The organism is Streptomyces sp. DSM 42067 (assembly GCF_055792885.1).
Genome location: NZ_CM147706.1, coordinates 98,296 through 122,447, shown reverse-complemented (window position 1 = coordinate 122,447; position 24,152 = coordinate 98,296). Strand labels below are relative to the sequence as shown.

18 protein-coding genes and 5 pseudogenes are annotated in these 24,152 nt (G+C 69.2%); 12 read left to right on the top strand and 11 right to left on the bottom strand.

Going from position 1 to position 24,152, the window contains the following annotated elements; genetic code table 11:
* Window positions 1–211: 211 nt before the first annotated feature.
* A pseudogene (locus ACSMXV_RS00690) lies at window positions 212–724 on the top strand (MraY family glycosyltransferase); the annotation flags it as partial.
* Between the two features lie 257 nt (window positions 725–981).
* Window positions 982–1,137 (top strand): annotated as a pseudogene (locus ACSMXV_RS00685) (ATP-binding protein); the annotation flags it as partial.
* Window positions 1,138–1,211: 74 nt separating this feature from the next.
* Here ACSMXV_RS00685 and ACSMXV_RS00680 read toward each other — a convergent pair.
* Window positions 1,212–1,346: pseudogene (locus tag ACSMXV_RS00680) on the bottom strand (phospho-N-acetylmuramoyl-pentapeptide-transferase); the annotation flags it as partial.
* A 20-nt stretch (window positions 1,347–1,366) separates the two neighbouring features.
* Between ACSMXV_RS00680 and ACSMXV_RS00675 the strand changes: the two are divergent.
* Window positions 1,367–1,654 carry a hypothetical protein gene (locus tag ACSMXV_RS00675; RefSeq protein ID WP_473175739.1) on the top strand — a complete coding sequence of 96 codons (288 nt, stop codon included), beginning with the start codon at window positions 1,367–1,369 and terminating at the stop codon, window positions 1,652–1,654.
* 327 nt (window positions 1,655–1,981) lie between these two features.
* Here the strand turns inward: ACSMXV_RS00675 and ACSMXV_RS00670 are convergent, their stop codons facing one another.
* From ACSMXV_RS00670 to ACSMXV_RS00660, 3 genes are all read right to left on the bottom strand, one after another.
* Window positions 1,982–3,733, bottom strand: coding sequence for a VanW family protein (locus ACSMXV_RS00670; protein ID WP_473175738.1), 1,752 nt, complete (start codon window positions 3,731–3,733; stop codon window positions 1,982–1,984).
* Between the two features lie 110 nt (window positions 3,734–3,843).
* Window positions 3,844–5,067 (bottom strand): hypothetical protein, encoded by a 1,224-nt coding sequence (locus tag ACSMXV_RS00665; RefSeq protein WP_473175737.1) that lies wholly within the window; start codon window positions 5,065–5,067, stop codon window positions 3,844–3,846.
* A gap of 320 nt (window positions 5,068–5,387) precedes the next feature.
* Entirely contained in the window at window positions 5,388–6,986 is a 1,599-nt protein-coding gene (locus ACSMXV_RS00660; protein WP_473175736.1) for a GMC family oxidoreductase N-terminal domain-containing protein, read from the bottom strand.
* On the opposite strand from ACSMXV_RS00660, the gene ACSMXV_RS00655 reads away from it, so the two are divergent.
* Window positions 6,969–7,238, top strand: coding sequence for a hypothetical protein (locus ACSMXV_RS00655; protein ID WP_473175735.1), 270 nt, complete (start codon window positions 6,969–6,971; stop codon window positions 7,236–7,238). The two genes, ACSMXV_RS00660 and ACSMXV_RS00655, sit on opposite strands and share 18 nt — an antisense overlap.
* A 342-nt stretch (window positions 7,239–7,580) precedes the next feature.
* On the opposite strand, the gene ACSMXV_RS00650 is transcribed toward ACSMXV_RS00655, so the two are convergent.
* A complete protein-coding gene (locus ACSMXV_RS00650) occupies window positions 7,581–8,039 on the bottom strand; it encodes a PaaI family thioesterase (protein WP_473175734.1) in 459 nt (152 codons plus the stop codon).
* Between the two features lie 48 nt (window positions 8,040–8,087).
* Window positions 8,088–8,705: a LysE family translocator gene (locus ACSMXV_RS00645; RefSeq protein WP_473175733.1), complete on the bottom strand. Its 618-nt coding sequence runs from the start codon at window positions 8,703–8,705 to the stop codon at window positions 8,088–8,090.
* A 111-nt stretch (window positions 8,706–8,816) separates the two neighbouring features.
* Here ACSMXV_RS00645 and ACSMXV_RS00640 point away from each other — a divergent pair, with 111 nt between their 5' ends.
* Window positions 8,817–9,269 carry an Lrp/AsnC family transcriptional regulator gene (locus ACSMXV_RS00640; protein ID WP_473175732.1) on the top strand — a complete coding sequence of 151 codons (453 nt, stop codon included), beginning with the start codon at window positions 8,817–8,819 and terminating at the stop codon, window positions 9,267–9,269.
* A 195-nt stretch (window positions 9,270–9,464) separates the two neighbouring features.
* Here ACSMXV_RS00640 and ACSMXV_RS00635 read toward each other — a convergent pair whose 3' ends face one another.
* Window positions 9,465–9,965, bottom strand: coding sequence for a type II toxin-antitoxin system Phd/YefM family antitoxin (locus ACSMXV_RS00635; RefSeq protein ID WP_473175731.1), 501 nt, complete (start codon window positions 9,963–9,965; stop codon window positions 9,465–9,467).
* A 234-nt stretch (window positions 9,966–10,199) separates the two neighbouring features.
* Window positions 10,200–10,592, bottom strand: a complete 393-nt coding sequence (locus tag ACSMXV_RS00630) for a winged helix-turn-helix transcriptional regulator (RefSeq protein ID WP_473175730.1) — start codon at window positions 10,590–10,592, stop codon at window positions 10,200–10,202.
* Between the two features lie 148 nt (window positions 10,593–10,740).
* On the opposite strand from ACSMXV_RS00630, the gene ACSMXV_RS00625 reads away from it, so the two are divergent.
* Both ACSMXV_RS00625 and ACSMXV_RS00620 read left to right on the top strand, forming a co-directional pair.
* Complete coding sequence (locus ACSMXV_RS00625) at window positions 10,741–11,586, top strand: NAD(P)H-binding protein (protein ID WP_473175729.1); 846 nt, start codon at window positions 10,741–10,743, stop codon at window positions 11,584–11,586.
* A 318-nt stretch (window positions 11,587–11,904) separates the two neighbouring features.
* Complete coding sequence (locus ACSMXV_RS00620) at window positions 11,905–12,789, top strand: Tn3 family transposase (protein ID WP_473175728.1); 885 nt, start codon at window positions 11,905–11,907, stop codon at window positions 12,787–12,789.
* Window positions 12,790–12,838: 49 nt separating this feature from the next.
* Here ACSMXV_RS00620 and ACSMXV_RS00615 read toward each other — a convergent pair whose 3' ends face one another.
* Together ACSMXV_RS00615 and ACSMXV_RS00610 are read right to left on the bottom strand one after the other, a co-directional pair.
* Window positions 12,839–13,642 (bottom strand): maleylpyruvate isomerase family mycothiol-dependent enzyme, encoded by an 804-nt coding sequence (locus ACSMXV_RS00615; RefSeq protein WP_473175727.1) that lies wholly within the window; start codon window positions 13,640–13,642, stop codon window positions 12,839–12,841.
* A 20-nt stretch (window positions 13,643–13,662) separates the two neighbouring features.
* Complete coding sequence (locus tag ACSMXV_RS00610; protein ID WP_473175726.1) at window positions 13,663–14,253, bottom strand: TetR/AcrR family transcriptional regulator; 591 nt, start codon at window positions 14,251–14,253, stop codon at window positions 13,663–13,665.
* 72 nt (window positions 14,254–14,325) lie between these two features.
* Here ACSMXV_RS00610 and ACSMXV_RS00605 point away from each other — a divergent pair, with 72 nt between their 5' ends.
* The 5 genes and pseudogenes from ACSMXV_RS00605 to ACSMXV_RS00585 all read left to right on the top strand — a co-directional run bounded on the left by ACSMXV_RS00605 (window position 14,326) and on the right by ACSMXV_RS00585 (window position 21,174).
* A complete protein-coding gene (locus ACSMXV_RS00605; RefSeq protein WP_473175725.1) occupies window positions 14,326–15,114 on the top strand; it encodes an SDR family NAD(P)-dependent oxidoreductase in 789 nt (262 codons plus the stop codon).
* 50 nt (window positions 15,115–15,164) lie between these two features.
* Window positions 15,165–16,640 (top strand): coniferyl aldehyde dehydrogenase, encoded by a 1,476-nt coding sequence (locus ACSMXV_RS00600; protein ID WP_473179200.1) that lies wholly within the window; start codon window positions 15,165–15,167, stop codon window positions 16,638–16,640.
* 1,010 nt (window positions 16,641–17,650) lie between these two features.
* Entirely contained in the window at window positions 17,651–18,949 is a 1,299-nt protein-coding gene (locus ACSMXV_RS00595) for a DUF3533 domain-containing protein (protein ID WP_473175724.1), read from the top strand.
* A gap of 256 nt (window positions 18,950–19,205) precedes the next feature.
* Window positions 19,206–19,319 (top strand): annotated as a pseudogene (locus ACSMXV_RS00590) (TetR/AcrR family transcriptional regulator); the annotation flags it as partial.
* A gap of 222 nt (window positions 19,320–19,541) precedes the next feature.
* Window positions 19,542–21,174 (top strand): annotated as a pseudogene (locus tag ACSMXV_RS00585) (IS200/IS605 family accessory protein TnpB-related protein).
* A gap of 233 nt (window positions 21,175–21,407) precedes the next feature.
* Here the strand turns inward: ACSMXV_RS00585 and ACSMXV_RS00580 are convergent.
* Complete coding sequence (locus ACSMXV_RS00580) at window positions 21,408–24,137, bottom strand: helix-turn-helix transcriptional regulator (RefSeq protein WP_473175723.1); 2,730 nt, start codon at window positions 24,135–24,137, stop codon at window positions 21,408–21,410.
* Between the last annotated feature and the right edge of the window lie 15 nt (window positions 24,138–24,152).

Here is a 24,152-nt window from a genome sequence, read left to right as displayed (position 1 = left end):
CTGACCTTCCGCGACCGCTCCCCAAGATCTGTGCCAGAAACCGAGAATCAGCAACGCTTCGGGTTCAGGGCCGTCAGCGTGATCGTCTGTGTCAACTACCCGTCAGCTTACGGCGATGGCGAGTCTGCATAAGGTGTGAGCTGGGGTAGCCAGCGATACCAGTGAGGCAGCCCCGTTGCGGGAACGTAGCCGAGGGGGAGACAGCCGTCCGATGAATCAGATCCTGTTCGCCGGGGCCATCGGCCTCTTTCTGACCCTGATCGGGACGCCGCTGCTGATCAAGCTGCTGGCTCGCAAGGGGTATGGGCAGTTCATCCGGGACGACGGGCCACGGGGCCATCACGGCAAGCGTGGAACGCCGACGATGGGCGGCATCGCCTTTATCCTGGCCACTCACATCGCGTACGCACTGACCAAGGTCGTCACTGGCGAGGGCGTGACCTACCCGGGCCTGCTGGTGCTGTTCTTGATGGCGGGCATGGGCGTCGTCGGATTCCTGGACGATTACATCAAGATCGTCAAGCGGCGTTCGCTGGGTCTGCGGGCCGGGGCGAAGATGTCCGGCCAGCTGATCGTCGGCATCCTGTTCGCTGTGCTGGCCGTCCAGTTCGCGGACGACCGCGGCCAGACCCCGGCCTCCCTGAGGCTGTCATTCGTCACCGACTTCGGCTGGACCATCGGGCCGGTGCTGTTCGTCGTGTGGGCGCTGTTCATGATCCCTGCCCGCGAACCTGTTCCGGTGCCATATAACCCACGGTCCCGATCGCGACGCCGGTGCGGGTCAGCGCCGTCGCATCGGCGGCCTGCGCGATGCTTCGAGAACGACGCACTACGCACGGAGCCAGTCTTGTTCTCCTGGTCACGCGCATCCGGCACTCCCCGCCGTCACAGGGTGCCGCCACCCGCGCACGAAGGAATAAGTTTCAGGATGGCCAGGTGGCAGCGGCAACTCTTGTGAGGGAACAAGTGCCAGCCCCAGATGGGTGGACGAAAACCTTCACTGACCCGCGGCTCTGCACGGCCATCGTCGACCGCCTCACCTTCGGCGGCAACATCATCGAGACCAGCACCGAATCCTACCGGCTGGCCAGCACCAAGGCCCGGGCCGCTGCCCAGCAACACGCCGCTACCGGCTGAAGACGAGGGGCAGCCACCAGTGAGCTGAGCGGTGAGGCCGCCCACGGACTGCACCCTGAACAGAAAGTCCCGTCTCAGCCCACCGCCCAACCTGCATAGAACAGGCCGAGACCAACGATGACGCACATGCCCTGGATGGTCCAGAAACGGACCACGACCAGAACTTCGGACCAGCCTTTGAGTTCGAAGTGATGCTGCAGCGGCGCCATAAGCCGGACATCCGGCCGATGTGTTCGCGTGGGCGCTGACCGTCGCCTACGCCACGACCGGACGGCCGCCATTCGGCACCGGACCGGCCGAGGCGGTGCTCCACCGGGCCCTGCACGAGGAACCCGACCTTGACGGAGTTCCCGCTCATCTCAAGGAATTGCTGACGTCGGCCCTGTCCAGATCACCCGAGCGACGCCCCACCCCCGGGCACCTGCTCTCCGAACTGACCGGTGCCCAGGATCCTGGGACGACCCTCGACATCGAGGCTGTCAGCACGGTGCTTGGCTACTGCGTGGCAGATGACTGAAGCGGCCGCGTCGCCCGCTTCAGTGCTGAGGCAGCGCACCACGCGGGCCGCCGCCGTGGCGGCGGTGGTGCTCCTCCTCACAACCGCCGGGATCCTCTGGACGGTGCTGCCCGGTCACCCCACCGTGGCGGCACACAGCCACGCCGCGCCCGAAAAGCCTGAAACCCTCAGGCACACAGAGAGTTTCCGAGACGCTCTACCGAGCCGCATGCCGGCTCTGGCCTATCTGACCGCCGTCCGTGCCCAAGAAGCCGAAGAGGGGCAACGGATGCGGGGCACACGACCCCGACCTGGGCCGGCCGTCAGGCCAGGTCGGCCGCTGTCAGATCACCGGAGGTCATTCGCTTCGCAGGTGATCTCGTCTCGCGGGGTGTAGCGGGTGCGGAACGGTTCCCGCTTCACTTCCTTGCCGTCGTTGTAGAGGACCCGCTTCACCGTGACGTCGAAGCCCTCGAGCGGGGTCTGCGGGACACATTTCTTGTCGGTGCTCACCTTCTGGGCCGGCTGCTTCACATTGGTTCGCGGCCCCTTGACCGACCTGATCTCGTCGTACCTCTTGGTGCCGAGGAAGGTGACGGTCACGGAGGTGTCGGTCGACTCGGCCTGGATGTACATGGCGTTGCCGGAGTCGTTGGTGAACCTCAGGTCCAGGCTGCCCCAGGCAACCGTGGCCTCACGACCCTCCGGGTAACGCTCGATGTAGAAGGAGTGGGCTCCGTACTCCACGGGCTTGACCCCGGCGAAGAACATCGCGTTGAAGACGGTCGTGGCCACGGAGGAGACACCACCGCCGGACGCCTTCGTGAACTGGTCGTTGAGGATGATGATGCCCTCGACGAAGCCGTTGGCCTCGGTTCGCTCTCCGACGGTCCGGTTGAGGCTCCAGGTCTCGTTCGGCATCACGACGGAGCCGTTGATGAGCTCCACGGCCCGGCCGACATTCCTTGTGCGGTACGCGGCCGGTTCGAAGTTGACGGTGAAGGAGGACATCTTCTCCTTCAGCCCCAGCTGCGCGACGTTCTCGCGCGTCAGCTCCGGCTGGATCCGCTGCGTGGCCACCTCGCCGGTGCGTTCGGCGCCCGATTTGGTGAGCAGCGGCAGCACGGCCTCGCTCAGGGCCTTGTCGGTGACCTCTGCGCCGGATCTGCCGTCGTCGGCCACCACGACCTCGTCCCCGTCGAGCCGCAGCCTTGCGTTCTCGGCTCTGCCGGTGACACCGGCCAAGGGCTCGGCAACCGCGGGGGCGGCGCGAAGGCCCTTGCTGTCCAGCTTCGGCGTCAGCCTGCCCGTGCCGTCCGGCCGCATCGTCAGGTACTCGCCCAGAACGGCCTGGTTGATCGTGAACCGCTTGCCGCCCGCGGTGAGCGCGACGGGCGCCGACATGGCCGGCCGCGCGAACTCGTGCGCCGCCCGCCGCACCTCTGCCGCCGTGACCTTCGGGCTGGTCTCGCGGGCGGGCAGGGCCGTGACCGAGTCCGCCGCCTTGCCACGCAGGAAGGAGGTTCGCAGGACGCCGACCGCGGCGTCCACGTCCAGCGCGTACCCGATGCGCGGGGCGACCTCCCTGACCTGCCCGCGTTCGAAGGTGACAGCGCCGTCGCGGACCTTCTGGTCGAGTGCCTTCGCCAGCTCCCCGAGCGCAGCGTGGGTCTTGTCCTCGTCGACGCGTACGACCGGGTCGATGGCACCGCCTGAGCGGAAGAACCCGGCGATCACGCTGAACGGATCGACACCGGTGCGCGCCGCCTGGTCAACGGTCTGCTGAGCGTCGAAGGCGAGTCCGGCCCGCTGCGGGTCGACCATGCCCTTGCGGTCGCCGACCTTCACGGCCAGTTCCTGCGATGCGGCCGCCGCCAGGTCCTCCTCCAGCTTCCGGGCGGACTCCGCACGGCTGAGGCCCCCGATGTCCACACCGCGTACCGTCGTACCCGCTTCGATCTCCCCGCCCGTGAGCAGCAGCCCGGCGAGATACAGCCCACCGAGGCCGACGGTCAGGGCACCGCCTGCCAGGGCGAAGGGCGGAAGGGAGGTTATTCGCGGTACGGAAGGTACTGGGACGGAGGGTATTCGGGGTCGCATGGGTCTCCTGGACGATCGATAGGACGGTGCACCCGACGACGCAACGCTGTGTTCAGGGCAGCACATCAAGCTAGCCGCAACGGGGGCAAATATGTATGTCCCACGTCACGTCAGGCATTCCGGGCAGCCGCACAGCGCAGGTCGCCCCGCTGCTCTCCCCGGTCGAGGGCCAGGCCGGCCGCGCGGCGAGGCGACCCGCCGCGACGCCGGCCTGCCGGCGGCCCGTGCGGATCGGGCTGGGGTCCGTACTCCGCGCCGGCCCGGCGGACGGGCGCGCCGAGGCCGACGACGCTGCCGTCCATGACGGGCGTACCGGCCAAGGGCGCTCCGGGGGACAGCGGGTCGTCGCCCAGGTAGCAGACGGGCGCCTTGTCCGGCACCGACGCCGGGTCGTCGGCGCGCAGCCGGGGCAGGTGCTTGGCGACGTCCCGCACGGGGGTGGCGGCGTCGGCGCTCAGTGCGACGTCCTGACGGCTCGAGGGATCGCCGTCGGCGACGGTGGTGATGAGGAGTTTCATGTCTCCCCTTCGGGGGTGGTTCGCGGGGCGAGCAAGGGGGCTGCGGTGCAGGACTACGGCGGAGCCTGGCGGGCGGGTCACTCCCCGCCGGTGGACGACGCCTCGGCGCGGCGGGTGCGGGCCGAGGCCGGTTCGGACAGGAGGTCGGCACCCGCGACGGAGGAGGTCGGCACCCGCGACGGTCCGGGCCGGGGCCGGCGCTGCGGGCGTGGGCTGCTCGACGAGCTCGGACAGCTCCGAGAGCTCCGAACGCCCGGCCGGTTCGGGCACGTGCCGCTCCGGTGCGCGGCTCGACGGCGGTCTCGAGCGGCGCTGCTGCTCCGGTGCGCGGCGCGTGCGGCGCCGGTCCGAGCGGACAGCCGCGGCGACGGCCCTGCCGAGCGGAGCCGAGTCCGCGGACAGGTCGAGCTCCGGGGCGCTGACCCGGCCGCGGCCGTCGACGCGCAGGGCCCAGCTGTGCCCGGCGGCCGGGCCGTCGGCGAGACAGACGATGGTGCCGGTGGCGGTGAGGGCGTTCAGGCGCCAGGCCTGCTCGCGGGTGGGGGAGGCGCAGACCGTGACCGTGGTGGTGGCGGTGACGGCTTCCTCCTCCGTCGTCGCGTCGCGACCTCCGGGCCCGGCATGACTTTTGCCCCCTGTCGACCATGCCCCTATCAGCGGTCGACCGGTGCCTCCCGGCCCGGTGGCACTACCCCCCGGGGCCAGCCCGTCTGGCAAGGCTCTGCGTAACGTGGTTGCCGGCAGCTGGTGCCACCGCGCCGCCAGGGCCTGGAGCAGGCGGGCCCGCGTCGCCGTGTCGCCCTCGACGTTGATCATCCGTGGACCGGCGGCCAGGCGCTGCTGCCGGCATCGGAGGCGGCACTGACTGACGGGCCCGACAGGATGCGCCGGCGGAAGGCAGGGTGATGCAGGCATGCCCGCGGACGATGAGGTCGGTTCATCCGGAAGTTGCTGGTCACTGGGGTGGCGTGATCGAGAGCAGGTGATCGTCTGCCGCGGGGGCGGTGTGCCGGAACTGCGGGCCGAGGGGCGGTCGAGTCTCCTCCTGCCCGCAGGGCAGGGGAAGGTCGCGGAGGGGAGGAATCGGCTGGTCGACACGCTCTTGAGTTTCGAGCCTGCGTGCGGCCCGGGGTGATTCAGATCGTCGTGCCCAGGTCCTGCGCGATGATGTTGTCCAACGCCTGCTCTGCTACGGCCGCGATGGTCATCGAGGGGTTGCAGGCCGCGGTCGTGCCCGGGATCAGCGCCCCGTCCAGGACGTACAGGCCCGGCTGGTCGTGCACCCGCCCGTAGGGGTCGGCGACCGGGCCGACGCAGGCGCCGCCGAGCGGATGAACGGTGAAGTTCACCGCAAGGTTGATGTCCGCGACGGTGCCCAGGCCCGCGGTGATCGCCTGCACGCGCCGCGCTGTCGTCAGGCCGGCCGCGCGGTCACCGGTCAGCGGGAAGTGCATGTTCACCGTGTCGGTCAGGCCGTTGTACGTCCACCTGCCCCGGTCGGGGCTTACCGCCATCCCCAGAAGGAGCGTGGAACGGGAGTTGACGCCGTACAAGGGCGGTAGGGAGAACTGGCAGGCCGTGGTGGCCGTGCGTGGTTCGTCCCAGGTCTTGGCGACGTAGGTGACGGGGCTGCCCTGCTGGGCGCCGAAGTCGTCCAGGAGGTCCGTCCACAGGTAGATGCGGTCGCCGTTGGTGCCGAAGCCGCGGCCGACTTCGTCGGGCAGGCCGGGAATGTCGCCGAGCGCGGCTGCGCGCACCAGCAGCCGCGTGGTGTTGATGCTGCCGGCGGCCATCACCAGGGCGTTCGTGGTCAGGATCTTCTGCTCGAGGATGCGGCCCGCCTCATCGATGCGGTCCACGTGGACGGTCCAGCGGCCGCCCGTACCGCGGGCGACGGAGGTGACCTGGTGCTGGGGCAGGATCTGGCACCGGCCGGTGGCCTCGGCCTGCGCGAGATAGGTGAGATCCACGGTGTGCTTGCCGCCGTTGTTGATGCCGAACCAGGTGTCGCCACTGGTGTACGCGGGCTTCATCTCCCCGCGCGTCTCGGCCAGGGGGTAGTTCCAGTCGACGGGCAGCGGGACCTTCTCGACCGGGAACCCGTGCCGCTCGGCCCGGTCCCGGAAGATCCGGGCCGCCTGGTACGTCGGTGTGGCGAGCAGCTCGTCGGGGGCCGGGGAAACGCGCAGCATCCGTGCCACCCGCGGGTAGTACTCGCGGTCCAGCAGCCCGTAGTCCCACTCCCGGGGCATCCACGTCTGGAAGACCTCGCGCGAGGGCTGCAGCGTCATGCCCTGGTACGCCAGCGAGCCGCCCCCGACACCGGCCGCGCACACCGCGAGCAGGTTGTCGCCCAGGACCGGCTCGACCAGCCCGACGTACGGGTCCAGGCCCAGCGGCCTGCCCACCAGCTGCTGCACCGGCCGGGCCGCCTCAGGCGTGGTGCCGTACCACAGCAGGCGCCGGTCGGGATGGGACACGGTGGAATAGGTGTCCACATTCGGGCCGGTGACCCAGCGGCGGCCGCGCTCCAGCACCGTGACCGGCACGCCGGCCTGCGCCAGCCGCAGGGCCGTCACTCCACCGCCGAAGCCCGAACCGATCACGACGGCACGGTGCTCCTCCCGGGTCAGCGGCACCCGGCCGGGGCGGACCCCGGTGCCAGGAGCGGCGGCTTGGGCCGCAGCGGCGGTGAGGATGCCGCTTCCGGTTGACTGATGTACTCGGTCAAGCACGGCCCGGAGGCGTCCGAGGAACTGCGCGCGAGCGCCCAGCGCTGGGCCGGACAGATCGTCGAACTGATCGGTGACGGCCAGCGTCGGGGCGAGGTGCGAAAGGGCCCGCTGGAACAGGTCGCCCTACCCGTCTTCACGACCCTCCACGGCTACGTCGGCATGACGGTCAGCGGCATGCTGCCACCCGAGATGAGCCAGCACGGGCTGGACAACGTGCTCGCGTACATCCTCCGCGGCTGCACACCGGATTAGTGCTGCAGGGTGGGGTACCTCACACCCGCATGCTGACCCGACCCTCTGCCCCGGCCGGGCCCTTCACCCCGCGAACAACCGCAGACCCATGACTGCCGACGACCTGAAGGCCGACGACAGTCCGCGATCCCCCAACACCCCGCCTGACCTGCAAGGATGTCCTTGGACAAGGAAGTTAGTCGACAGCGGTCCTCTGACGTGCGGCGACTAACTTCGCTGTCAGAGGGGCGGCCGGGAGCGGGTGCCTGATCAGGGCTGGTCGCCGTCCGTGCAGCAGCAGGGTGTTGGCGGGTAAGGGGTGCTGCCACCACGTCAGCCAGGACGGCAGAGGCGGCTGCTGGCTCACTGGGCGGGCCGGTTCACGCGGATCAGGGTCTGCTGGCCGTTGGCGATGAGCTTCCGCTCGTCGTCCCCCCGGACGGCGTACACCTCCAACTGGCAGACGGTCAGGGTGCGTCCGGACTTCAGGACGGTGCCGATCGCCTCAAGGTGGTCGCCGGCGGCGGGCGCGAGGAGGTTGATCTTGTACTCGACGGTGAGGACCTCGGAGTCCTCGTCGAGCAGCGTGAGTGCCGCGTAGCCACCGGCACTGTCCGCGATGGCGCTGGTGGCGCCGGCGTGGACGTAGCCGTGCTGCTGGGTCACCTCTGGACGGGCCGGGAGTTCGATGTGTACGCGGCCGGGTCCGATGTGGGCGAGGCGCGCGCCAAGATGGATCATCAGGCCCTGCCGGTCGAAGCTTTTCATGACGCGCTTCTTGACCGCGGGGCTCGCCTGTTCCTGCTGCGTCTGCTCTTCCACGTACGTGCTCTCCTTCGTGCCTGTATCGAGTGGAGTGGAATGGGCTCGTCAGCTGGCGAGGCGTTCCACCAGCAGGAAGCCGCCGATGACGATCATCATGGCGCCGGAGGCCCGGGTGACGGTCCTGGCGGCTGAGGGCCGGGTCTTCAGGACGGTGCGGGCCAGGACGCCGACGGCGAGGTAGACGACGGCACAGGCCGTGATGTGCAGCGTGCTGAGCAGGCCGGTCTGCGCCGCGACCGGCCAGCCCGTTGCTGGGGTGATGAACTGGGGGAACAGTGAGAAGTACAGCAGCAGCGCCTTCGGGTTCAGACCGCTGATCCCGGCTCCCTTGAGCATGATGCGCAAGCGGGAGGAGCCCATGGTCTCCTCGGTGGCCGTCAAGGCGGCCGGTTGCCTCAGTACGCCCCAGCCGAGCCACACCAGGTAGCCGGCCCCGGCCACGGTCAGCACGGTGAGCAGGGCCGGGGAGTTCGCCACGATCACCGCCAGGCCCGCGACAGCCAGCAGCGCGTATGCCGCGTGTCCGGCTATCAGCCCGGCGACTGCCGGGACGACCGAACGGTCCCGAAGACCCGCCGAGATTGCATAGGCCCAGTCCACGCCCGGGGTGAACACCAGCAGGAGGTCCACTGCCAGGAATGCCGCCAGCGTGGTCGTGTCCATGGATCGATCCCTCTCACGTTTTGCGTTACGTGAGGAAGGCTAGGTCGGATCTGCCCGAAGGTGTTCCTGAATTTACCCCATGATCGCGCCTTTGCGGGGAGAATCTTCTACATGGATACCTTGGACCGGAAGATTCTTGCCGAGCTGCAGCTGGACGGCCGTCTCACGGTCACCGAGCTGGCCGCCCGCGTGCAGCTCAGCGTCTCGCCCTGTCACCGCCGCCTGCGCGATCTCGAACGCGAGGGTGCCATCCGCGGCTACCGCGCCGTGGTCGACCCGGCCGCCGTCGGTCTGAACTTCGAGGCCCTCGTCTTTGCCACCCTGCGCTGGGAGGACCCCGACACCGTCACCGCCTTCGAAGCGGCCGTGACCGCCGTCCCGCATGTGCTCCAGGCCCAGCGCCTGTTCGGCGAACCCGACTACCTCCTGCGCGTCGCCACCACCGACCTGGCCGCTTTCCAACAGCTCTACGACGCGCAGCTGGCCCGACTCCCGGGCGTTCAGCGCCTGACCTCCACCCTGGTCATGAAGAACGTCATCGACGACCGTCCTCTGCCCGAGTAGTGCCTGCTGAACCCGACCAGGTTCACTGTCATAGAAGCCGAAGTGGCTGGGTTCGCTGTCAAACGCCTCGATCGGATGACAGAGGACAAAGGAAAAGCGAAACGGTCGGCATCGTGATCACGATGCCGACCGTTTCGTCGGTGCTGCCAGGATACTTTCGTCGGTGCCCCCAGTTGGCCTGGGCCCGTCTCAACGTCACTGCTCGCCGACCGGTGACTGTCGGGCCAGGAACTCTTCGAATGCCGCTGCCTGCTTGGGGTCCATGTATCCCTGGCGCGTGTGCATGGCTTTGTCCTCAAGCCATGCCGCCTCGTCGGCGGTCAGCTGCACGGCCACCACCATCCCGCTCCGGGCGAAGCTCAAGCGCCTGCCATCGGCCCGCACGTACCGGATGTAGGGACCGTACTCCTGCGGGCCGGCCAACGGCTCGACCTGGAGTCGGCCAACGTCCCACGTCGGCTCGTTCGAGTCCTGCTCTTCCTCTTCCTGCGATATCGGTGCGGGTGTGGAGTAGTCGGCACGGGCCCAGTGCTCCAGCTCGGCCACCACCCCCGCCGGGAACAGGACACTCACTGGCACGTCGGCCTCAGTGAGCACGACGCGTTCGCCGGTGGACTCGACCAGCCATACGAGGCGCTGGTAGTCGATCGGGTCGGGGGCGTACCGGCGCTCAACAACGATCTTCACATCACCCATGGAGCCGGACGCTACCGGGCAGAGCGCCAGGGGCCGACAGTCATCACGACAGATACCTCGCCGACACGACAGTTAGCGTGACGAGTCACACTCCCGTTGTCAGTGACGACCCATATCATCCGTTCACCCATATGGAGCAGGTGTGGAGCGGAGCGGTACTACATGGCATGACAGCGTCCGTGGATCATCGAGGACAGTGCGATTACCTCACGCGACCAGCCTCTCGCTGACGCGCTACCGGGGTGGATCGGTGTCGTAGTCGTGCCGGGCCTGCTCGACCTTGTCCAGGTTGCCGGCAGCCCATTCGGCGAGGTGCGCGAAGAGTGGGGCCAGACTGCGGCCCAGCTCGCTGATCTCGTACTCGACCCGAGGGGGGACCTCCGGGTGGTACGTACGCACGACCATGCCGTCGCGTTCCAGCTGTCGCAGCCGCTGGGTCAGTACCTTTGGGGTGATCGTGCCGATCCGTCGTTCCAGCTCGACGAACCGTTGCCGACCATGCATGTTGAGAGTCCACAGGATCGGCGTGGTCCACCGGCTGAACACGATGTCCACGACCGCACTGGTCGGACAGGCGAGTTCCGGGTCCGTCGCAGCGGATGCCACCCAGTCAGCGTTGCCGGCCATGCACGCCCCCTCGGGATAGTCACTTTCCTGTAGGTACCTACTATATCGACGGTGTTAGCGTCCCCGTGTCGCCCGGAGAGCAGGTCTCCGCGGCGGTCCCGCCTGCTCGGGCGGCGACAACCATGCTGAATCGACACGGGAGTTGTTCATGTTTGTAGTGACGGGGGCGACCGGCAACGTCGGCCGATCGCTCGTGCAGACCCTCGCGGCAGCCGGTGCGCAGGTGACCGCGACATCCCGGCGGATCTCGGACGCGGACGTGCCGGAGAGCGTCCAGTACATGCGGGCGGACCTGGTCGATCCTGAGAGCCTTCGGCCCGTTGTCAACGGAGCCGACGCGCTGTTCCTGCAAAGCGGCGGCCCCAGCGCGCACCTGCTGAGCCCCCAGGACATCCTCGATGTCGCCAAGGCCGGCGGCGTCGGGCGGGTCGTCCTGCTGTCCTCCCAAGGAGTCGCGACCCGACCGCATTCGGCCTCTCACGGGGACCTGGGACGGTCCATCGAGGACGCCGTCCAGCAGTCAGGCATGGACTGGACGATCCTGCGGCCTGGTGGCTTCAACTCCAACGCGTACGCCTGGGCCGAGTCGGTCCGCGCCCGAAGGATCGCCGCCGCGCCGTTCGCCGACATCGGTCTGCCGACCATCGACCCGGACGACATCGCCGAGGTCGCCGCCGTAGCCCTGCGAGAGGACGGCCACGCCGGACAGATCTACGAGCTGACCGGTCCGGCCCTCAGCACGCCCCGCCAGCGGGCCGAGGCGATTGCCGACGCACTCGGCGAACCCGTCCGGTTCATCGAGCAGACACGCGACGAGGCGCGCGTGCAGATGCTGCGGTTCATGCCCGAGTCCGTGGTCGAGACCACCCTGACCATCCTGGGCGAGCCCACCCCCTCCGAGCAGCGCATCAGCCCCGACGTCGAACGGGTCCTCGGCCGCGCGCCCCGCACCTTCGCCGACTGGGCCCAGCGCCACATAGTCGCCTTCCGATAGGCCCTGCGTCTCCGGCCAAGGCATTGCTGGACGATCCATCACGACGCACTGCCGACCGCACCAGACGGTTCGCTCACCTCGGAGTGGGAATCCAAGGTGAGCAGGTTCGGGGAAGTGCAGTGCTCGGAGTGGGACTACTTCAGGCTCGCAGCGGTCATGGTCAGCCGTTGCCGATACCGGGCCAGCTCGATCCCCAACCCTTGGCGTGGGGCTCGAGCGCTTGTCCGAGCAGAAGTCCATCTGCATACAGAATCCGGCGTGCAGCCCCACTCGTCTGCCAGTCGGAGCCCGGGCTTTGGGTCCAGGCCGAGCCTTTCGATGCTCGCCCTGCATCTGCTCCAGTCCGCGCTCGTGCACGTCAACACCCTGCTGCTTCAGCAGGTCCTCGCCGAACCGGCCTGGGCGAAGAAGCTCTCGGACGAGGACCGGCGGGGCCTGACCGCGCAGTTCTGGTCGAACATCAACCCGTACGGGACCTTCCGCCTGGAGATGGACAAGCGGCTCGACCTCGCGCCGCTTCTTTCGGTGCCCCGTGCCCGCACCCCGGCGGACGCCGCCGGCAGGCCCTGGCGGAGCCACGGTGAACCCCGTGGGCAGGTGCCTGGACCGCGCCGAGCGCGCCTACGTCGACGACGAGGCATCGGTCACGAGGTCCTTGACCTGTACGACACCGGCCACGCCACTACGGGTACGCCGACGGACGAGTGGGACTGGCCCACGGGCTCGACCTGTGGGACCTGGTCAACGTCGACGAACGGGGGCAGGTCCTCATCGAACCGGCCCCGTTCGACGAGCGAGTGGACGAGCGGCCCGGCTCAGGTCATCGACCTCCGGCCCGGCGAGCGGCCGCCGTCATCCGGCGTGATGGCCCACGGCGGACTCCACGTCGCATGCGAAAGCCGCTGCACGGCGCCCGGCGCCGAAGACCGCCAGGCGCTCGCCGCTCTGCGCGACGCTCGCCACCAGGCACGTGCGGCGCGGGCCCGTCTGACCGGGCTACAGGCCGAGTACGACCAGGTCAGCGCCCAGGTCCAGAGGTCGCGGGCGGTAGATCCGGCCTCAGTCGGAGATACCGCGCGCCGTGACGAAACCGCCCGTGCTCCCACGCGGTGTCAACTGCCCGCTCCACCAGCACGTCCGGAGCGACCGGAGTGTGCTCGAAGCCGAGGCACCTCGGCCAGAACTCGCCGTCACCAGAAGTAGCGAACAAGCGGTCCGGGGCTGCCTGGGAGGCGGGCTTCCCGTGCCCCGATCAGATGACGTTGACGGCGTCGAGGAAGCGTGCGGCGAGCTCGGTGTCGCCGGTGACCGTCACGTCGCTGTCGCGCCAGGACGAGCGCTGCGTGCCCCAGTCGGGGAAAGTCAGCGCGGGGGCGGTGACGTGCGCGGCGACCGCGCCGTCGGACGGAGCCAGGCCGCCGGCCTCGTCGAACCACCAGGTCCCGCCGCCGGGGCCGGTGAGCGTCAGGGCGACGCGGGCGTCGAGTCCGGCGACCGGCGCCTTGGCGACCTGGTTGCTCAGTACGGCGATCATCCAGGTCAGGACCGCGCGCATTCTGTCCGCATCGGTGGACGGCACGGGCCGGCCGAGCGCTGGGGCCATGTCGTGGCGCAGGTGCGTGTGATGGTCGAAGACGAGTGCGCCGGCGATCATCAGGGCCAGGGGGTGGCGGCCGAGTTCGGCCAGCGGTACCCGTACTCGGGCGGCGGGCGTGCGTCTGACGACGTCGAGGAGTGTGGTGGCTCGCCGGCTGGCGCGCTGGTACTCGGCCATCACCTTGGCACGGCTCCAGTTCCACCGTCGGTCGACGGGGTCTTCGTTGACCTGTTCGAGGCTGGCGGCGACGATGGTGCGCATTCCGGCGGGTGTGTAGAAGCTCCGTGCCGTCGCACCGATGTGGGCGACGACGTCGGCGATGCGCCATCCGGCTGCGGCGCTGGGCGCGGTCCATTCGTCGTCGGTGAGGCTGCTGGTGAAGTTCAGCATTTCGGCGCGTTCGGCGCGGAGGGCGGCGGCCATATTCGGCAGGTCCGCCGCGGGCAGGCGATCGGTCATGTCATCTTCTTCTCTGATTGTCAGGCGGGGCGGCGGATCGCCTGCACCGCTGCGTCGTAGAGGTCGAACTGGTCGGCCTGTCCGCCCAGGCGCATCCACTCTTCTGTCGCCGCCTGGAGGCAGGTGATCGCCGCGGCCGCGATCGCGCGCGCCTGCAGGGCGCGGCGGTCGGAGTCGGGCAGGCGCGGCTCGATCAGCGGTGCGAACAGGTCCTGCCAGCGGGCCTGCTTCTCGGCGTGGCCGGCGCGCAGGGATTCATTGCCGAACAACAGCGTGATCATCTCAAGCCGGCGTTCGGCCGTGACGTCGATCTCCTCAAGCACCTGGAACGCCGCACGCAGCGACGTCCACGGGTCCTCGTCGGCCGGGCGCTCGGCGAGCCGCGCGGCGATCAATTCCCCCTGCTCGGACAGGCCGTTGAGCGCGAGGTCCTCCTTGCTGCGGAAGTAGTTGAACAGGGTCCGTTTGGAGACCCCCGCTGCGGCGGCGATCTCCTCAAGTGTCGTGTCGTCGTACCCCTTGGCGGCGAACAGTTCGAGGGCGGTCCGGGCGAGTAGCGCGCGAACCACCGAGCGGGTCTGCTCCCGAAGAGGTGCCGGTTTCTGAGCCATGCACCGATGGTACATCTCTTCATGCGAAGCAATGATTTGCACTCAGTGCAAGAGAATGCGTAGAGTGAAGCAATGAGCAAAATCGACTATCGCCGCCAGACCGTCATCGTCACCGGGGCCAGTTCCGGGCTCGGCGCGGAATTCGCGCGCCAGTTGGCCCGTCGCGGCGCGGATCTCGTACTCGTCGCCCGCCGCGCGGACCGGCTCAAGGACCTGGCCGACGAACTCACCCAAGCCCACGGCGTCACGGTGACCGTCATCGCCCGCGACCTCGGCCTGCCCGACGCCGGCCGCACGCTGCGCGCCGAACTCGAATCCCGCGGCATCCACGCCACCGGACTCGTCAACAACGCCGGCTTCGCCACCCACAACGCCCTCACAAACGAGGACCCGGACCGCCTGCAGAGCATGATCGCGCTGAACGTCAGCGCGCTGGTCGACCTCAGCCGCGCCTACATCGACCCGCTGACCTCCGCCGACACCGGCATCCTGATCAACGTCGCGAGCCTGCTGGGCTTCCAGCCGACCCCGTACATGAGCGTCTACGGCGCCACCAAAGCCTTCGTCCTCAGCTTCACCGAATCGCTGTGGGAGGAGACCCACGACACCGGCCTGCGCGTCCTCGCCGTGTGCCCCGGCGCCACGAAGACCGAGTTCTACGACGTCGCCGGCAGTCAGTCAGCCGACTACGGCACGAAGCGAGCCACCCCCGCCGACGTCGTCAAGATGGCCCTCGACACGCTCGACCGCCGCTCCGCGCCCCCGTCGGTGATCACCAACGGCCGCCGGCTCGCCCTCGTCAGCAAGTTGCTGCCGCGCCGACTGACCGTCCGGTTCATGGGCCGGATGGCCCGCCGCTAGCCGGCACCTGCTCCACCGTCACCCCACCAGCAGCAAAGGCCCGCCGTCAGCTGGCACTGCTCCACCGCCACTCCCACCCGCAGCAAAGGAACACCATCATGACCATCGCAGAAGCCACCTCACAGCCCACGGACGCGGAGCGCTTCGGGCACATCCTCGCTGTCCAGCGCGCTGCCTACCTCCGCGACGGAGCGCCCTCACTGGCGGCGCGGCGCAGCGATCTGAGCAGGCTCAAGGCGGCACTGATCGCCCGGCGCGGCGCCATCGAGGAGGCGATCAACACCGACTTCGGAAATCGCTCGCGACACGAGACCGCGATGATGGAGCTCGGGGGCGTCGTTCAGGGCATCGACTACCTGGAGCGCAATCTCCGTCGATTCATGAGCCCGGCCAGCCGCCACACCGCCTGGCACATGCGTTTCGGCACCAACCGCATCGAATACCAGCCGCGCGGTGTCGTCGGGGTCATCTCACCGTGGAACTATCCCGTCAACCTGTCGCTGATGCCGGTCGTCACCGCGATCGCCGCCGGCAACCGCGTCATGCTCAAACCGTCGAAGTTCACCCCGGCGACGAACACCGTGCTCGCGTCGATGCTGAGCGAGGCCTTCCCTCAGGAGCAGGTCACGATCGTCAGCGGCGACGGCAGCGCGTTCTCCTCCCTGCCCTTCGATCATCTCGTCTTCACCGGCAGCACCGAGGTCGGACGAGCCGTGATGAAGGCGGCGAGCGAGAACCTCGTCCCCGTCACCCTGGAACTGGGCGGCAAGTCTCCGACCATCGTCGCCAAGGGACACGTACGGGACCGGACCGTGTCCGACATCGTCTTCGGCAAACTCCTCAGCGGCGGGCAGACCTGCATAGCCCCCGACTACGCCCTGGTGCACGAATCCGAGATCGACACCTTCGTCGACAGCTACGACCAACTGGTGAAGGCCGCCTACCCCGACGGTCCGAACAGCAAGGACTACACCTCGATCATCAACGACAAGCAGTACGCGATCCTCACCGACCTGATCGAAGACGCCCGTAGCCGCGGGGCACGGATCATCGAGGTCGGCCACCGGCCGGGCGAGGCCAGCCACCGCCCGCACACCCTCGCACCGACCGTCGTGCTCGGCGTGACCGACGAGATGCGGATCGCCCACGAGGAGATCTTCGGCCCCATCCTGCCGATCTTCCCCTACCGCGACATCGACGAGGCCATCGACTACGTCAATGCCCGGCCACGACCGCTCGCGCTCTACTACTTCGGCAGTAACGACACGGACCGGCGCAAGGTCCTCGACCGTACGACCTCCGGCAACGTCACCGTCAACGGCACCATCATGCACGTCGGGCAGGACGACCTTCCGTTCGGCGGCGTCGGCGCGAGCGGAATGGGCCAATACCACGGGAACGAGGGCTTCCGGACGCTCAGCCACCCCAAGGGCATCTTCGTGCAAGGCCGCTGGAACGCCGCTCGCCTCCTGTATGCCCCCTTCGGTAAGCGCACCGACGCTCTTCTCAACTTCTTCCTTCGATGACCGGCGGCTTCCGCCGCCAAAGCGTCTCTGATTGGCTTAGTGACCCTGAGTGTTGCGCAGGGTGTGAGCCAATCGCCTTCGTGCCCTGGTGCTGAGCGGCAGGTGCTGTCAGCCCTCGTGGCACGTCCCTCCGGACGCTGGTCGGTCAGGCCGCAGACCCGACCGAGGAGGGTGCCCAACGTCGCCTGGGGCGCCGGGCGTGCGCGTGACAGCCTGCCACGGGATCGCTACGGATCGCTAATTCGACTGGTAAGCCTGACCCGCGTCGAAGCACGGGTCCGCGCGTAATCCGCAGGAGCGACTGGGTGTGACCGGTGTGACCCGAAGGGTGCATCCACCTTTTCTCCAGGGATGCCGCCTACCAGCGGGTTACTTGCTCCCTGGTGTCCGAGCTAGGACTACGGGCCATCTGCAGCCGAACGCCTGGTGGCGCTCTTCCGAGCGGTGTGCGTGCAGACGAGGAGGCCGTCGACGACATCGGCCAACTCGGCGTGGACACATGGACGCACGGCTCCTGGCAACTCGTGGAGCCGCGAACAAGACCGGAGAAGTGGAGATGGCCGTAGGCCCCGGCTGCTGGTACCGCCACGTTGCAGGACTCTCGTCAGGGAGGGCCTGGTGGCGTCTTGTTCCGTTCTCAGGTAGCGGACTCTGACTCTGCATGGCCATCACCTACAGGTCACTGGTGCGAGAGCCAGGCCAGCCCCGGCATGCAGAAGGCGAGGCGCACGACACTCCCTCGGCCTGGCGCATGGGTGCAGGCCGGTCGCCCCGCTGAGCAGCGCCGCCTCGGTTAGATTCTGGAAACCGTTCGGTTTACCATGAGCTGAAACCGACCGGTTTCCCATGGGGGCCGGTCATGACCGTGATCCATTGGGATTTTCGAGCGGTCACTCCGTTCTTCTGCGGCCGTGCGGGCCGAGGGGTGAACGCCCAGAGGGCTCCCGGCCTGCAATGACGCCGCCCGGTCTCCTCCTCGTGCAGCCGTGTTGTCCAGACCGGAGTAAGTAATGAATGGAATTCACCCCTTCCGCGTGCTGCGTGCCAGGCCGCTGTGGATAGCCAGCGGCGTCATCGCAGGTGTCCTTGCCCTGCTGTTCGCTGTCCTCTACGTCGGCGCCAACATCGACCCGGTCGGCCATGCGAAGAACCTGCCCGTCGGTCTGGTCAACTCCGACAAGGGGGCCGACCTCAGAGGCAAGCAGGTCAACCTCGGGGCGCAGATCACTGATTCGATCAAGAAGTCCGACGCGAGCGGAGGCAAGATCGACTGGAAGGCGATGGATGAGAAGCAGCTGAAGGTGGAGCTCGGCAAGGGCAAGCTGTACGGCGCGCTCGTCGTGCCCGACGATTTCACCTCCTCCGTCACCGCGCTGACCGGAACGGCGACAACCACGAATCCGGTTCGTCCGCAGCTGACGGTGTTGACCAACCAGTCCGCAGGAAGCCTGGGTTCCAGCTTGGCTCGGCAGGCGACAACCACGGCGGCCGAGAACGCCTCGCTCCAGGTGGGCAAGGGGCTGACCGACCAGACGGAAGCCGAGCAGGCCAAGCTGCCGGCCGCGGCGCGCGTCCTGCTGGCCGACCCGGCCGCCGTCACGGTCGAGGACGGCCATCCGCTCGACTCGCACAGCGGTCTGGGTCTGACGGCGTTCTACTACGCGCTCGTCCTGGTGGTGGCCGGCATGCTCTCCGCCAATGTCATCAGCGGCCAGGTGGACCACGCTCTCGGCTACACCCACAACGACATGGGCCCGCTGCGCCTGCACCGCCCGCTGATCCGGGCGACACGGGTGCAGACCCTCGCTATCAGCAGCACTCTGATGATCGGCCTGTCTCTGCTGATGGGCACCTTGGTCATGGTGGGAGCGGTCGGCGTCATGGGCATGGACGCCGCCCATCTGCCGTTGCTGTGGCTGTTCTCGGTGTGCGCCATCGCGGTCTCCGGGATCGGTGCGCTCACCCTCCTTGCCGTCTTCGGCACGCCCGGCATGCTGGTGGTCACGCTGGTCTTCATCGGGATGGCGGTGCCGACGGCCGGCGCCACCACCCCCATCGAGGCGCTGCCCGGCTTCTACCGCTTCCTCGCGGAGTTCGAGCCGCTGCGGCAGATCACCGGTGGCATTCGCTCGATCCTCTACTACGACGCCCAGGGCGACGCCGGTCTGACCCGGGGCTGGGTGATGATGGCCGCCGGCCTCGCGCTGGCCGCACTCTTCGGCTTCGGCGTGACGAGCTGGTACGACCGCAAGGGGCTGCACCGCATCCCCGCCGAGACGAAGCACGGGAAGACTGCTGTCCCGGCGTAACGGAACGCGCTCATGGATCATCTCGGACGGGGCCATTGTGCGGAGTGGTCCTCAGTGCGCGGCGCCCCGTGGGGGTGGGAGGCACGCACACCGCGAGCGCTCGGCGACGGCTCTTCGGAAGTCGTCGCCGAGCCCTCCGCTCTGGCGCGGGTGTCGGTTCGCCGCGCACCCCGGTGCCCGTCGGACATCAGGACAACCCGCTCGGAAACCGATCGGTTTTTTTCCGTTGGAATCGAGTTAACCTCGCAGTTTGGCAATGCAGGCGAAGGCAACCCCCCGGGAGCGGCTGCTGGAGGCAGCGGGCACGCTCACCTACCTAGACGGTGTCGGCATCGGCGTCGAGGCGCTGTGCAAGGCGGCGGGGGTTGCGGACTGCTGTCGAAGTGGTGAGCGGTAGTGAGTTCTGGTGAGCGTGAGTGAGTGCTGGGTCGGGTTTGGGTCTGGTCGTACGGGCCGGTCTTCTTCTGTGTAGTGCGTGCTCTGGGCCCCGTCAGAAGAAGGGAACGCAAGTTCTTGGGTCGAATGGGTGACCTTTGCGGGCGGTGCTCGTTGAGTGCCGTGACGGGATGTTCGGCCGGGCGGGGGTGAACGGGTGGGCAAGTTGCGCGAGTTGGCGGAATCCTTCGTGGTGCCCGGCCCGGCCGGGGTGGCCATCCGGGACCGGCTGCGGGTGAGTGAGTCGGATGCGGCGGTGCTGGCCGAGGTTGGGACGTTCCTGGGCTCGCTGGCCGCAGCGGATCTCGCGGAGCGCTCCCGGCAGGGGCCGGCGCACGATGCCGCCTCGTGGGCGGTGCGCAAGCGGGAGCTGACCGGTGAGTCGTCGGCGCGCTGGCGGGCAGCATCACCAAGGCCACCCACGACCAGTGGGCGCTGGCCCGGCGCGGACAGACCGCACATCTGGCCTGGCTGCGGGGGCAGATCGCGTCGATCGAGGCCCGGCTGGCCCGGCCGCTGGGCGCCAAGGCCAACAAGCGCGACGGACTCGCCCGCGGGTACGCCTCGCGTGGCGAGTGGCATGCCAAGTCCCGCCGCCCGCACACCCTGAAGGATCGGCTGGCGGGGGTGGAGGCGGACAGGGCGGCGGACCGGGTGCGGGTGGTGCGCGGCGGCAAGCAGCTCGCCCGCGCCCGCCACCACTTGGCGGCGGCCGGGCTCAGCGATGAGGCCTGGCGGGAGCGGTGGCAGGCGGAGCGGATGTTCCTGACCGCGGACGGGGAGTCCGGCAAACGCTTCGGCAACGAAACCATCCGCGTCACCGACACCGGACAGCTCTCCATCAAACTCCCGGCCCCGCTGGCCCGCCTGGCCAACGCGCCGCATGGCCGGTATGTGCTGGATGCGACCGTGCGCTTCCGGCACCGCGAGCAGGAGTGGCTTGATCGGATCACCGCGAACCGGGCGATGGCCTACCGCATCCACCACGACACGGCGCGCGGCCGCTGGTATGTGACCGCCTCCTGGCAACGCGCCGCCACCCCCGTCCTGCCGCTTGAAGCGGCACTGGCGCGCGGGGTGGTCGGGGTGGACATGAACGACGACCACCTCGCGGCCTGGCGGCTGGATGTGCACGGCAATCCGGTCGGCGAGCCGCAGCGGTTCTTCTACGACCTCTCGGGCAGCACGGAACACCGGGACGCACAACTGCGGCACGCGCTGAGCCGGCTGCTGCACTACACCAAACGCTGCGGGGCCGCCGCGATCGCCATCGAAGACCTCGACTTCACCGACGGCACAAGCCGGGAGAAGCACGGCCGCAACAAGCGCTTCCGCCGTCTGCTTTCCCGTTTCCCCACCGCCAGGCTCAAGGCCCGGCTGGTCTCGATGGCCGCCGAACAGGGCATCGCCATCGTCGCGGTCGACCCGGCCTACACCAGCCGGTGGGGTGCCCAGCACTGGCAGAAACCGCTGACCACATCGACTCGCAAGATTTCCCGACATGATGCGGCGAGCATCGCGGTCGGGCGACGCGCCCTCGGGCATCCGATCAGGCGACGGACGGCACCGCCCCACACCGACCAGAGTGATCGTGGTGGGCATCGGACCGTCCAGGCCCGGCCAGAGGCCCGGCGGCGTGAGGGAACCCGCCCCACCCACCCGGACCGCGCACCAGATGCGCGTCACCGGCCGTGGAGCGAAAGCGGGAGACCAGCCTGCCCAGCACCGTTCGGGGCAGCGCCACTGAGCAGCAGTCCTGGCACCAGGACTCGCTCCCGCTCAGTGTCTAGGAACGGTGACCGTACAGGCGGTGGTACGGGTCGATCACGCCGGTCTCGGGAGTGTCGCCGATGGGACAGCCGCCCAGGAAGTGGGCGGTGAGCGGCATTCCCATCAGCTGGCCCACAGTGCTGTCGGCGAAGCCGTTGACCTCAGCGGCCATGACAGACATCGAACGGCTCTGATGCGGCAAATTACGGCAATGCCCTGGGGTGGAGCTCGCCGGAGCTCTGTGAACGTCCGGTCAGCTGCGGGACAGCCCCTGGGCGATAGGGGCCAGTCGGCCGAGTTCGGCCCGGGAGGTGACCCCGAGCTTGGGGAAGGCTTTGTAGAGGTGGTGCGCGACTGTGCGAGGGCTCAGGAACAGCTGGGCGGCGATCTCGCGGTTGGTCGCTCCCGAGACGGCCAGCTGTACGACTCGCAGCTCCTGCGGTGTGAGGGCGGCAAGCGGGTCGTCGGCGCCGTGGCCTGGCACGGAGACGCCGATGGCACGCAGTTCGCCGGCCGCGCGGGCCGACCAAGGCGCGGCGCCGAGCCGTTCGAAGGCCTCCTTGGCGGCCTCGAGATGGAGGCGGGCCTCGCCGCGCCGCTGCTGGCGACGCAGCCATTCGCCGTACACGAGACGGGTGCGCGCGTGGTCGAAGGGCTGCTCGTGCCGGAGGTGGAGCGCCAGGGCACGCTCGTACAACTGTCCTGCCTGGTCGTCGGCGGCCGTGAGCGCCTGTACCCGGTGCCGGACGGCATGAGGCCCGGGCCGCCCGGTGGTCTCGGCCCAGGCCTCGTACCGGCGCAGTACCTCCTGTGCTCGCTGCGGCGCGCCCGTTCTGACGGCGGCCTCGATGTAGTCCGGCCAGACGTACGCCCACAGGAACGCGTGCCGCGTCGGGCCCGCCGCCGCCCTGTCGATACGGTCGAGCACCCTCTCGTAGCCGCCCGTGCCCAGGTCCAGAAGCACCCCGGCGTACTCGGCCCACCAGCGGCCCGGCATCCAGGCCAGCGTGTCGGCGTGGCGCAGGGCCTCGGCGGCCATGGCTCTGCACGTCTCCTCCGCGCCGGCGACCGCCGACAGCCAGGCGTGCACGCCGGCCAGGTAACCGCCCCACGTTGCCTGGTTCACGTCAGCGGCCAGGGTCATCCCCTCGGTCACCGTGGTGCGCGCACCGGGGTGCCGGCCGTCCAGCAGCTGGGCGATGGCAAGGATGGTCAGCGCCTGGGGCATCCGGCCCAGGCGGCCCTCCGCCCGGCACTCCTGGACCAGCTCGACGGCCCCGTCAAGCATGCCGTCGCGGTCGGCACGGAGACTGGCCTGGAAGCAGACGACCATGCGCAGATCGAACGGCAGGTGCTCGGGGCCGGGCGGGAACGTGGCGGTGAAGCCGGTGCCGCCCTCCAGGACTGTCCGGAAGTCGTGGTTGATCGCCCCCACGGCGGTGGCCGCTCCCGCCGCCCTCGGAGTCAGCTCCTCGGCACGCCGGGCCAGCCCGACCTGGTCGGTATGGGCGGTGCTGGACCAGGTGTAGTAGGCGGCGAGGCCGAGCAGCGACAGCGTGGTGAGATGGTCAGCGCCGGCCTGGGCGCCGTCCAGGAGAAGGCGCGCGGCCTCCAGTGGCCGGCCCGCCTCGAACGCCAGCTTCGCCCGCACCTCGGCGAGCTCGGCCTGGACGGCCCCGTCCAGCACCGCCGACTCCGCCTCGCGCCGCGCACGGGCGACCAACTCCGCGGCGCGTTCCCGCAGTCCGGCCTCCGCCGCGCTGCGTGCCGCGGCCGTGTACCGGCGGGCGGCGTCGGCGCGGTCCGGTGAAAGGTCGGCGGCACGCGCGTAGGCCGCCGACACCGCGGCCTGGCCGCCGCGCTGCCGCGCGCGCAGCGCCAGATGTTCCAGCTCCATGGCCACCTGCTCGTCCGCCTGCAGCGTGACGGCGGCCAGGTGCCAGGCCCGCCGATCGTCGTCGACCGCCTCGGCCAGGGCCCGGTGCGCGGCCATGCGCGCGACGATGTCGCAGGCCAGCAGTACCGCGGCCCGTACCAGAGGGTGGCGGAAGGTGACGCCGTCCGGAGTGATCCGGACCAGGCCCGCCCGCTCGGCCTGCGCGGCGTCCGCGAGCGAGATGCCGAGCGAGCCCAGGGCATGGGTGAGCACACCCAGCTCGCCGCGGTCGTCGAGCGCCGCCACCAGCAGGCATGATCGGGTGCTCTCCGGCAGCGCGGCGATCCGGTCGCGGAAACCGGCCAGCACCCGGTTGGTCACCGGCTCGGCTGTCCCCAGGCAGAAGGACAGCGGTGCGGGCACGCCGATCCTCTGCTCGGCGGTGAGCATGGCGGGCAGTTCCACGAGGGCAAGCGGGTTGCCCTGCGCCTCGGACACCAGCTGTTCCCGTACGGCAGGCGGCAGTGCCCCCGCGCGCTCGGCCATGAGCTGCCTGGCGGCCGTGTCGTCCAGCTTGCCCAGCCGGAGTTCGGGCAGCCCCGTGCCGGGGAAGTGCGGGCCCGTCCGGGCGGCGAACAGCATGGCGACAGGCTCGCTGTGCAGGCGGCGCGCCGCGAACGACAATGCGTCCGCCGACTCGTTGTCCAGCCACTGCGCGTCGTCCACCAGGCAGACCAGCGGCCCTTGGGTGGACAGTTCCACCAGAAGGCTGAGCGTGGCCAGGCCGACGAGGAAACGGTCGCCGCGGTTCGTGCCGCCGAGACCGAGCGCGCCGAGCAGCGCTTCGGCCTGCTGTCGGGGGAGTGCGTCCGTCCGGTCCAGGACCGGGCGCAGCAGCAGATGCAGGGCGGCGAACGGCAGCTCGGCCTCCGACTCCACGCCCGTCACCCGAAGGACCCGGGCGCGCGTGCTGGCGGCGTAGTCCAGCAGGGCCGACTTTCCGATGCCCGCCTCGCCGCGCAGCACCAGAGTGCCGGGGCGGTTGTCGAGCACATCGGCGAGCAGCCGGTCGATCACAGCCTGCTCCGCTGCGCGGCCGTACAGCATGTCACTCCCAGGACG

What these genes read in the sequence shown, in the direction of transcription:
- ACSMXV_RS00670 (WP_473175738.1), bottom strand. Translation starts at nt 3,733, where the DNA reads ATGCGACCCCGAATACCCTCCGTCCCAGTACCTTCCGTACCGCGAATA.
- ACSMXV_RS00665 (WP_473175737.1), bottom strand. Translation starts at nt 5,067, where the DNA reads ATGATCAACGTCGAGGGCGACACGGCGACGCGGGCCCGCCTGCTCCAG.
- ACSMXV_RS00655 (WP_473175735.1), top strand. Translation starts at nt 6,969, where the DNA reads ATGTACTCGGTCAAGCACGGCCCGGAGGCGTCCGAGGAACTGCGCGCG.
- ACSMXV_RS00645 (WP_473175733.1), bottom strand. Translation starts at nt 8,705, where the DNA reads ATGGACACGACCACGCTGGCGGCATTCCTGGCAGTGGACCTCCTGCTG.
- ACSMXV_RS00640 (WP_473175732.1), top strand. Translation starts at nt 8,817, where the DNA reads ATGGATACCTTGGACCGGAAGATTCTTGCCGAGCTGCAGCTGGACGGC.
- ACSMXV_RS00635 (WP_473175731.1), bottom strand. Translation starts at nt 9,965, where the DNA reads ATGGGTGATGTGAAGATCGTTGTTGAGCGCCGGTACGCCCCCGACCCG.
- ACSMXV_RS00630 (WP_473175730.1), bottom strand. Translation starts at nt 10,592, where the DNA reads ATGGCCGGCAACGCTGACTGGGTGGCATCCGCTGCGACGGACCCGGAA.
- ACSMXV_RS00625 (WP_473175729.1), top strand. Translation starts at nt 10,741, where the DNA reads ATGTTTGTAGTGACGGGGGCGACCGGCAACGTCGGCCGATCGCTCGTG.
- ACSMXV_RS00620 (WP_473175728.1), top strand. Translation starts at nt 11,905, where the DNA reads ATGCTCGCCCTGCATCTGCTCCAGTCCGCGCTCGTGCACGTCAACACC.
- ACSMXV_RS00615 (WP_473175727.1), bottom strand. Translation starts at nt 13,642, where the DNA reads ATGACCGATCGCCTGCCCGCGGCGGACCTGCCGAATATGGCCGCCGCC.
- ACSMXV_RS00610 (WP_473175726.1), bottom strand. Translation starts at nt 14,253, where the DNA reads ATGGCTCAGAAACCGGCACCTCTTCGGGAGCAGACCCGCTCGGTGGTT.
- ACSMXV_RS00605 (WP_473175725.1), top strand. Translation starts at nt 14,326, where the DNA reads ATGAGCAAAATCGACTATCGCCGCCAGACCGTCATCGTCACCGGGGCC.
- ACSMXV_RS00595 (WP_473175724.1), top strand. Translation starts at nt 17,651, where the DNA reads ATGAATGGAATTCACCCCTTCCGCGTGCTGCGTGCCAGGCCGCTGTGG.
- ACSMXV_RS00580 (WP_473175723.1), bottom strand. Translation starts at nt 24,137, where the DNA reads ATGCTGTACGGCCGCGCAGCGGAGCAGGCTGTGATCGACCGGCTGCTC.